The sequence below is a fragment of the Frankia sp. R82 genome (genome assembly GCF_023716925.1).
Lineage (GTDB): Bacteria > Actinomycetota > Actinomycetes > Frankiales > Frankiaceae > Frankia.
Map to the genome: position 1 here is coordinate 23417 of NZ_JAMQQG010000301.1, position 7219 is coordinate 30635.

Consider the following 7219-nt stretch of genomic DNA (forward strand, 5'->3'; position numbering starts at 1 on the left):
TCTCGTCCACGGTTAGCATCCAGCTTCTCACCACACGTAGGCATTGCCCTCCGCGACAACCCGATTGGATTCCGGAAGAAGGTCGACGAGCGGGGCAGCGTTGCGGGTGGCGACGAAGATCTGCATCTCGGCGTCACCTGCGACGTCCCGCAATGCCTTGACCATGGTGGCGAGGTCCTCCTCCGGCATCTCCTCGGCGGAGGGCGAGTCGAGGACCAGGAAACCGGGGTGACGGCCGATCCCCTCGACGTAACCATGCCGGATGAGGGCGATGGCGGTCGCGATCTTGACCCTCAGCTTCTCGCCGGCTGTCAGCCCCGAGTACCTTTGCTTGACCCCGTTCTCGTGGAGCGCCATGTTGGCATTGCCACTGAGCGCGAAGTCGCTTAGGTTATCAGCGCCGAAGCTCTGCGTCAGACGTTCGATGTCGGCGGAGATCCGGGCCAGCATCGGGTCCTGGTCGCTCTTCACCCACTTCTTCAGTATCTGCTCGGCCGCATCCACGACGGCGAGCTGCACCGGGTCGACCGGGTCGACCGTCGCCGGGTTGCTTGACCGGGTCAGCGCCCCCAATGCGCCTTCGGCGCGGGCCAAGTCCAGTTCGAGCGTACGGCGCTCACTAGCGGTCGAAAGAAGTTCGCTCCCCACGTCGACCCGCGCAGCCGCCGAGTCCCGCTCCTTTGTGAGAGCCGCGATCTCGGCAGTCAACTCCGCCACTGCGGCCTCGGCGGAGGTCACCGCGGTCTGCGCTGCTTCGACCTCGTCCAGCGGCTCGTCTTCAGCATCCCCGTCCGCGCCATCGCCCCCGGACGTCTCAGCGACCAGGCCGGCCACGAGCTCATCCGGTACGGACGCGGCCACGATGACGTCGGCCTGGAGGGCATCGAGATTCAATTCACTGGTGCACACCGAACACTCGTGTTTGTCCGGTTCCGCCGCCCGCCGTTCTGGGGTGACCTGCGCAGCGCAACGCGGGCACACCGACGGACGCATGTGATGGAAGAACCTCGTCGCGAGCGCGTCCTCGTAGCTGGTGTGCACCCGGGCCTTCGTCACCTTGAGTTGCTGACGTGCCGTTCCTGCGAGTGCAGCCTGCGCGATCAGCTTCGCCTCAAGCCCGTGCACCTCTCGTGCGAGGTCGGACGCGTGGGCCGCGGCGTTGAGTATCACCTGCACGTCCGGCGTCCCGGCAGGCAGCTTACCGATCTTCGTTCGGAGATCCTCGACCTGTTTCTCCGCTGCGCTTCGGCTCGCCTCCACTGCCTCACCGGCTGCCTGAGCCTTGTCGTTCGCGGCGGATCGTGCCTTGTCCATGCCGCGCCGCGCCGTCGTCGTGGCAGCCTGTACCGGTGCCCAGTCCGTGCCGATGAACATCTGCATCATCCGCACGCCGATGGTCTGTTCGTTGCCAACGATCGGATCGAGCTGGTTCGCGCGGACCACAAACGAGCTGGAGTACGCGGGCCACGCGTGCACCCGCGCCGCTGTATCCGTCCAGACGGGGATGTTCTCCAGCCGCAACCGAGTCATCATCAGCGAGCCCATGACGCCCTCGAAGTCCGTACCGTCGAACTGCCCGATGACCGTACCGTTGACGTCACCGCCGACCCCCATGACCTTAGTCACTCGCCCGGTGGCCACTCCGTCCCTGGCGTCGAACGCCACCCGCAACCGCTCGGGACCCACCGTCCAGTCGACCTCGACGTGCTCGATCCAGCTGCGGACGTCGTTCTGGAACTGCGGACACCGGCCGGTCAGCGACCACATGAGAACGTTCAAGAGGGTCGACTTGCCGCGCAGGTTCCGTCCCGAGCCGATCCCGTTGACACCGGGCTGCGGCGACCATTCGAAATGAAACGGGACCCGCGCCTTCGACCACACCCGCTCCTCGACGTCCGGCGCCGGGCCATCCTCGTCCGAGGCGGCCATAGGGGAGAGCTCGTCGACGACCGGCCGGATCCACTCGGGGAGATCGGCGGCGTCGACCAGCGGGTGCCCTTGGGCATCGGGATGATCCGGCTTGAGCCACTTCGTGCCGCTGAAGCGCATCCGGGTGGCGCGCAGCGGCACGGGAACCGCCTTGGCACCGCGCAGCGGAACGCCGAGCCCACTGAGGATCTTGTCGACCTCGTCGACGGTGAGGCTGAGTGGACCGTCCCCCCGTCGCCTGGCGAGGGCATCGACAACCTCCCTACCCAGAGCACTCACGTTCGCTTCCCTTCCTGGCCGGTGTCTCCAGCAGCCAACACAAATGCGACCGCGCTCAGCGCGTCGAGCCGTTCGCGCACCCGCGGCGCGATCGGCGCGATGGCCACCCCCAGGTCCGTTCCCGCGTACGTGGCCTGCCGGTACTGCCGGTCCTTCAGCGCCTGCCCGCCGTCGTCCCCAGCGACCAAAGCGACCAGCTTCACCTGCTCGGCGTACCACCCCAGAACCGGATCCGTCGCGAGCTCGGCGACCGCCGCGGCCCCAGCCTGCGTCAGGAAGAAGCGGTTACGCAAGCTCTGCTTGCCTGGCTGCCCGGTGCGGCGCAGCGCGGCGAGGCCATACGTCTCCAGGAGGGAGAACGCGTCGTCGAGTCGCTCGTACGCGCCGTAGAACCACCGTGGCATCGGGTACCAACGCAGGTCAGGCTCAGGATCGTCCAAGAGTCGCCGCGCCGTGAGTAGGTAGCTAGCGTCGGCCGCGCCCGCTTCCACCACCGACACCAGCTCGTCGGCAAGGTAGTCCGGATTTCGAAGCCAGAAGTCCATCGCCTGGAGCCGGAGCTCACTTCGGACGGCCTTGACCATGCCAGATGGATCTCCATCTACGGGCGGCGTGCCGCATCCGCCCAGGAGAACGAGCAATCGAATGGCGTGCTGGGTCCGTGTTGCAGCAGGGCGACCCTCTATGTCTCCAGACTCTGCTGCGGTGGCCATCTTGTCCAACTGGCATCCCCCAGAAGTACCGTTAGTCGACCGGGCGACCTTCACCATAGCGGTCGTCAGGGTGTTCTCTTGCGCAGATCCGCCAGACCGTACGGAGGCGTACTTCGACGAACGGGAGTAGGAGGAATACAGCCGGCGGCTGGTCCGCGCCACCGGCCGGCCCGCCAGCGACGTTCTGTAACCACTACACGGCCCCGGCTCGTGCGCCAGGCGCGGATCAGGATCGGCGACCATTCGCAGCGTCGACCCGGGACGGCCGTTCTGCCCTCCAGGGCGCCGACCGGCTTCGCCCACAAGTCGCTGGATTATGTCATCGTCTCGCCGTGCTCGGCCAGGAGGGCACGAAGTCGGTTGGCGTGGTCGGTATTTTGCCTCTGGAGGCGGTTCTTGTTGTTGCGTTTCCACCGAGCGAGCCGTCGTTCACCTTCACTGGCCGCATTGAGTGACGGTTTGACTCGATATTCGGCGTAGAAGATTCGCAGCTCGGCGAACGTCGAGCCCCACTGATCCTCATGTTTGTTCCATTTCCAGCCGGGGAGCGTTTCGAGTTCCGCTTGGCGTGAGGGTGTCAACTGATCTCGACGGGTGCGCCATGAGTTGACCCATGTACCGATCTTGGCGGACCTCCAGATGTCGCGCTGCTTGATGTCCGCGAGCGTGTTTCCGGTTTCCTCTACGTAGGTACGGAGGGTGGCAACCTTGGCCCCGAACTCGTCATCAAACGGATCCCAGCTCCAGCCTGGCACCTGCGCCATCGCGTCGAGCCTGTCCGCAGGAAGGTCGGCGCCTTTCGCTTGGAGATCCTTCCTGCGAGTGCGGAGGTTGCTGGCCCAGACCGTCGCGGTCCGGGTATCCCAGGTCCCCTCCGGGACGGGCTGGCCCTCGGCCCGGATGGGCGTCCAGGCGAGGTATCGCTGGTAGCCGTCCCAAAACGTCTCGTCGTGGACGAGGCCGAATGACCAGGACGGGGTCTTCAGGAGGGCCTGCACACGATGCTCGTTCAGCCGAGAGCGGCGGTGGAGGGTGCGCTGTTTGTGCACCCAGCGCGCGAGTTCGACGCCCTCGACTCGGATCCCGGCGGGGACGCGGCAGTGGCCAGACGCCGCCTCGAACTCGACCAGTGCCGCATGCATCCGGGCCCACGCTTCGTCCTGGAGCCGCCGGTCTTCCTTGAGCGCGTTCTCGCCGAGCCGCTCGCGGATCCATCTATCGGCCGTCTCCGAGGCCCGCAGCACTCCGTCGCCGCGGTACTCGGCCGCAGTGGCTGGCGGGACCAGTCCTAGCGTCGCGAGGTGGTCGAGCACGGCGACGGCGGCCTCGGCGACGGCGTCGATGCTGTCGCCGAGCCATCTGACCGCGACGTCGTACCGCTCATCGGTCTTCTCAAGGTCCGCCTCGCGGATCCGGATCACGGTCCATCCGGCCTCGCGCAGTCGCCTCGCCTTCGCGGTGTCACGCTGAAGGCTGGTCTCGCCTGCGTGCCAGTAGGAGCCGTCGAACTCCAGGACGAGACGGAGGCCGCGGGCAAGGTCCTCGGCAACGACGTCGACCTTCTCGCGCCTCCCTTGGAGATTCGTCACCGTCCGCCTGTCGACGTCGACAGGCAAGACAGTCGCGAGCTCAGCCTTCAGCCGTAGCTCCTGCTTCGAGGTCGCGCGCAGCCGGCACTCGCCGCACCCGGACCCGCGGAGGCGATGACCGCCCGTGCGTCGGAGCACGGGGGCCTGCCACGGCGGATGTCCAAGTCCGGCCAGGCAGTTCCACCAGACCTTGCGGTTACTTCCGACACTCAGTTCGGACGCGCTGACACCCGAGAGCTCCTCGTTGAGCTCGCCGGCGATGTCAGGGGCTCTGTCCGACAGCCGATTGGTCGAAGACAGCTGGCGGCCAGAGCAGCAGGGGCACCTCCCTCCAGCGCACCGTTTTCCGACTCTCGCCTTCCAGCGGTGGTCGTCGGCGACGGCGCAACGCCACCAGACCTCGCGGTTCGAGCCGACCGACACGTCGTGTGGGGTCAGCGGATCGTTCTTCGCGTAGTCCCACTGCGCCAGGAGTGTCTCGTCGGGGCAGTTCAGCGACAGCCTGTTCCGGTCGCTCACCACGGCGCCGAAGCAGTCACCGCACCGTGAGCCCTTGCCCACCCGGTTGTTCGGGCTCGCTGACCAGCTGTGGCCCTCGAAGCAGCGCCATCGGATCAGTTTGTTGCTCTGCGCGGCGATCGAGTTCGGGGTCAGCGGCCTGTTCGCATCCCAGTCGAACTCCGCGGCAACGGGGTGCTCCGACAGCCACCCAGACTGGGGCCGACCTGAATGTCTCAAAAAATTTCCAATCCCTCAGATGTTCTTCTGATTCGAATATCGCACAGCCTACCTTCGCTCGTTCTTGTGGACCGCGCGGGAACAACTGCAAGTGCGGCACATGACCTACAGTCCGCCAGGGATCGCACTGGTCGCCGGCAGCGCACAGACCGTTAGGTCTTGAGCGATCCGCGCTTTACGCTCTACGGTCAGCGAACGCGGGTCTGTGTACCGACGACCGGCCGCTCTGAAGCCCCCGGCGTGTCCGGAGACTCGATCTTGGGATGGGACGGCTGCAGCGTGCGATGCCGGCTGAATGGCCAGTGCTTGCTGATGAAGCGTTTCAGCACGCGGTCGCGAGCCTGGTGTACGAGGTCCGGCCGCACGATCCTGGTGCTCCGCTGACGCTTGCGGATCCTGGTGCGGAGCCGCGGCTGTGTGGGCTGGCGTGGTGGATGGGGGTTTTCGACCGGTCTGGACGGCGCGGCTACGTGCCGACGGTGCCGCGGTCGGCACGTGAGGCCGTCGAGGGTCTGCTCGGGCTGATCGTGCCGATCGGTCTGGACGATGTGGTCGGGCTGGTGCGCGCCGCGGGCAACGGGCCGTTCGCCCGCCTACGGGGACGTGTGGACGCGCCGGTTGTCGCCGGCGCGCCGTGCCGTGTGGGAGCCGGCGGCGATGTGCTGGTCGGCCGGACGCTGCTCACCCTGTGGACCACGGTCGACCTGGCCTCGTTGACCACGCCCAGCGAGGCGATGCCGTTGCTGTGCCTCCTGGTCGGCGGGCTGCTCGTCACCGACGCCGAGGTTCGCCATGTGGCGGTGTATCTGACGCGGCAGCGGTGGGAGTCAGTTGGCCCGTCGACCGACTCCTGGACATCTGCGCCGGACCGGCTCCGCGCCGCACCCTCGACCAGCACCGGCACGCGTTCACCGAGGCCACCGCCGCGGGATTGACGCCCACCGCCGAGCGATCGTCAGCGTCTCGATCGACAGCGTCGGCTCCCACTCCTGTTGGCAGGTAGATCCTCGGCGCGGGTTCGCCGAGCGCTTGGCGCCGCGCGGCCGATGGTTCCGACGTGCTTCGCGGTCGGCCGCCAGCCCTATCCGTCAAGATGAGGTGAGTCAGATGGTGGCTGTCATCTTATGACCTGGGCGGGTTGGGAGAGGAAGATCGTGACTGTGGTGGGGACGGCTGGGCGGGGCCTGGTCGATGATGTCGGTGTGGACGGACGTGAGGGTGGTGGCCGGCGGCCGGATCCGGAGGTCGAGCCGAAGGCGCGGCGGCGGTCGTTTTCGGCGGCGTACAAGCTGCGGGTCCTGACCGAGTACGAGGCGGCCCCGGATGGACAGAAAGGCGCGGTCCTGCGGCGGGAGCATCTGTACTCGGCGCATATCGTGGAGTGGCGTAAGGCCCGGGAGGCCGGGGCGTTGGCAGGGTTGTCTAAACCGAAGGGCCGCCCACCGGTCGATGATCGTGACAAGGAGCTGGAGAAGCTCCGGGCCCAGAACGCGAAGCTGGAGAAGGAACTGGCGAAGGCCCAGTTCGTGATCGATGTCCAGGGAAAACTTGCCGCTCTCTTGGAGAAACTCTCCGAGGGCGCTCCCGAGGGGAACCCGACGCCGCCGAACACGCCGAACGGCTGACCGAGGAAGCCCTTGAGCAGCTGATCCCGAAGGTCGGGGCGGTCGCGGCGTGTCGGGCGGTGGGCCGGTCCCGGGCGACGCATTATCGGCGGCACCGGAAAAGTCCGGCTCCGCCGCGGCCGGCGCCGATCCCGCACAAGGCCCGGCGGCAGCCGGCGGCCCTGACGGCCGACGAGCGGGCCCGGGTCCTCGACGTGCTGCGCTCGCAGCGGTTCGTCGACGCCTCCCCGGACCAGGTCTGGGCGGCCCTGCTGGACGAGGGGGTCTACCTGGCGTCGCCGCGCACGATGTACCGGCTGCTCGCCGAGCACGGCGAGACCGGGGAACGCCGCCGCCAAGCCACCCA

At 67.3% G+C, this 7219-nt stretch carries 5 protein-coding genes and 2 pseudogenes; 3 read left to right on the forward strand and 4 right to left on the reverse strand.

The features are described 5' to 3' along the window. Window positions 1-27: 27 nt before the first annotated feature. The 4 genes and pseudogenes from ND747_RS24165 to ND747_RS30250 form a co-directional block, all read right to left on the reverse strand. On the reverse strand, window positions 28-2208 hold the full coding sequence (locus ND747_RS24165; RefSeq protein WP_251736480.1) for a hypothetical protein: 2181 nt from the start codon (window positions 2206-2208) through the stop codon (window positions 28-30). Next, window positions 2205-2792, reverse strand: coding sequence for a hypothetical protein (locus ND747_RS24170; RefSeq protein WP_251736481.1), 588 nt, complete (start codon window positions 2790-2792; stop codon window positions 2205-2207). Before ND747_RS24170 ends, ND747_RS24165 begins: the two co-directional genes overlap by 4 nt. 443 nt (window positions 2793-3235) lie before the next feature. Beyond that, window positions 3236-5032 (reverse strand): Helicase associated domain protein, encoded by a 1797-nt coding sequence (locus tag ND747_RS24175; RefSeq protein WP_251736482.1) that lies wholly within the window; start codon window positions 5030-5032, stop codon window positions 3236-3238. Between the two features lie 21 nt (window positions 5033-5053). Continuing rightward, window positions 5054-5248, reverse strand: a pseudogene (locus tag ND747_RS30250) (zinc-ribbon domain-containing protein); the annotation flags it as partial. A gap of 302 nt (window positions 5249-5550) precedes the next feature. Here ND747_RS30250 and ND747_RS24180 point away from each other — a divergent pair. From ND747_RS24180 to ND747_RS24190, 3 genes and pseudogenes are all read left to right on the forward strand, one after another. Next, complete coding sequence (locus tag ND747_RS24180; protein WP_251736483.1) at window positions 5551-6183, forward strand: hypothetical protein; 633 nt, start codon at window positions 5551-5553, stop codon at window positions 6181-6183. 219 nt (window positions 6184-6402) lie between these two features. Next, complete coding sequence (locus ND747_RS24185; protein ID WP_251736484.1) at window positions 6403-6873, forward strand: hypothetical protein; 471 nt, start codon at window positions 6403-6405, stop codon at window positions 6871-6873. Window positions 6874-6932: 59 nt separating this feature from the next. Then, a pseudogene (locus ND747_RS24190) lies at window positions 6933-7219 on the forward strand (IS3 family transposase); the annotation flags it as partial.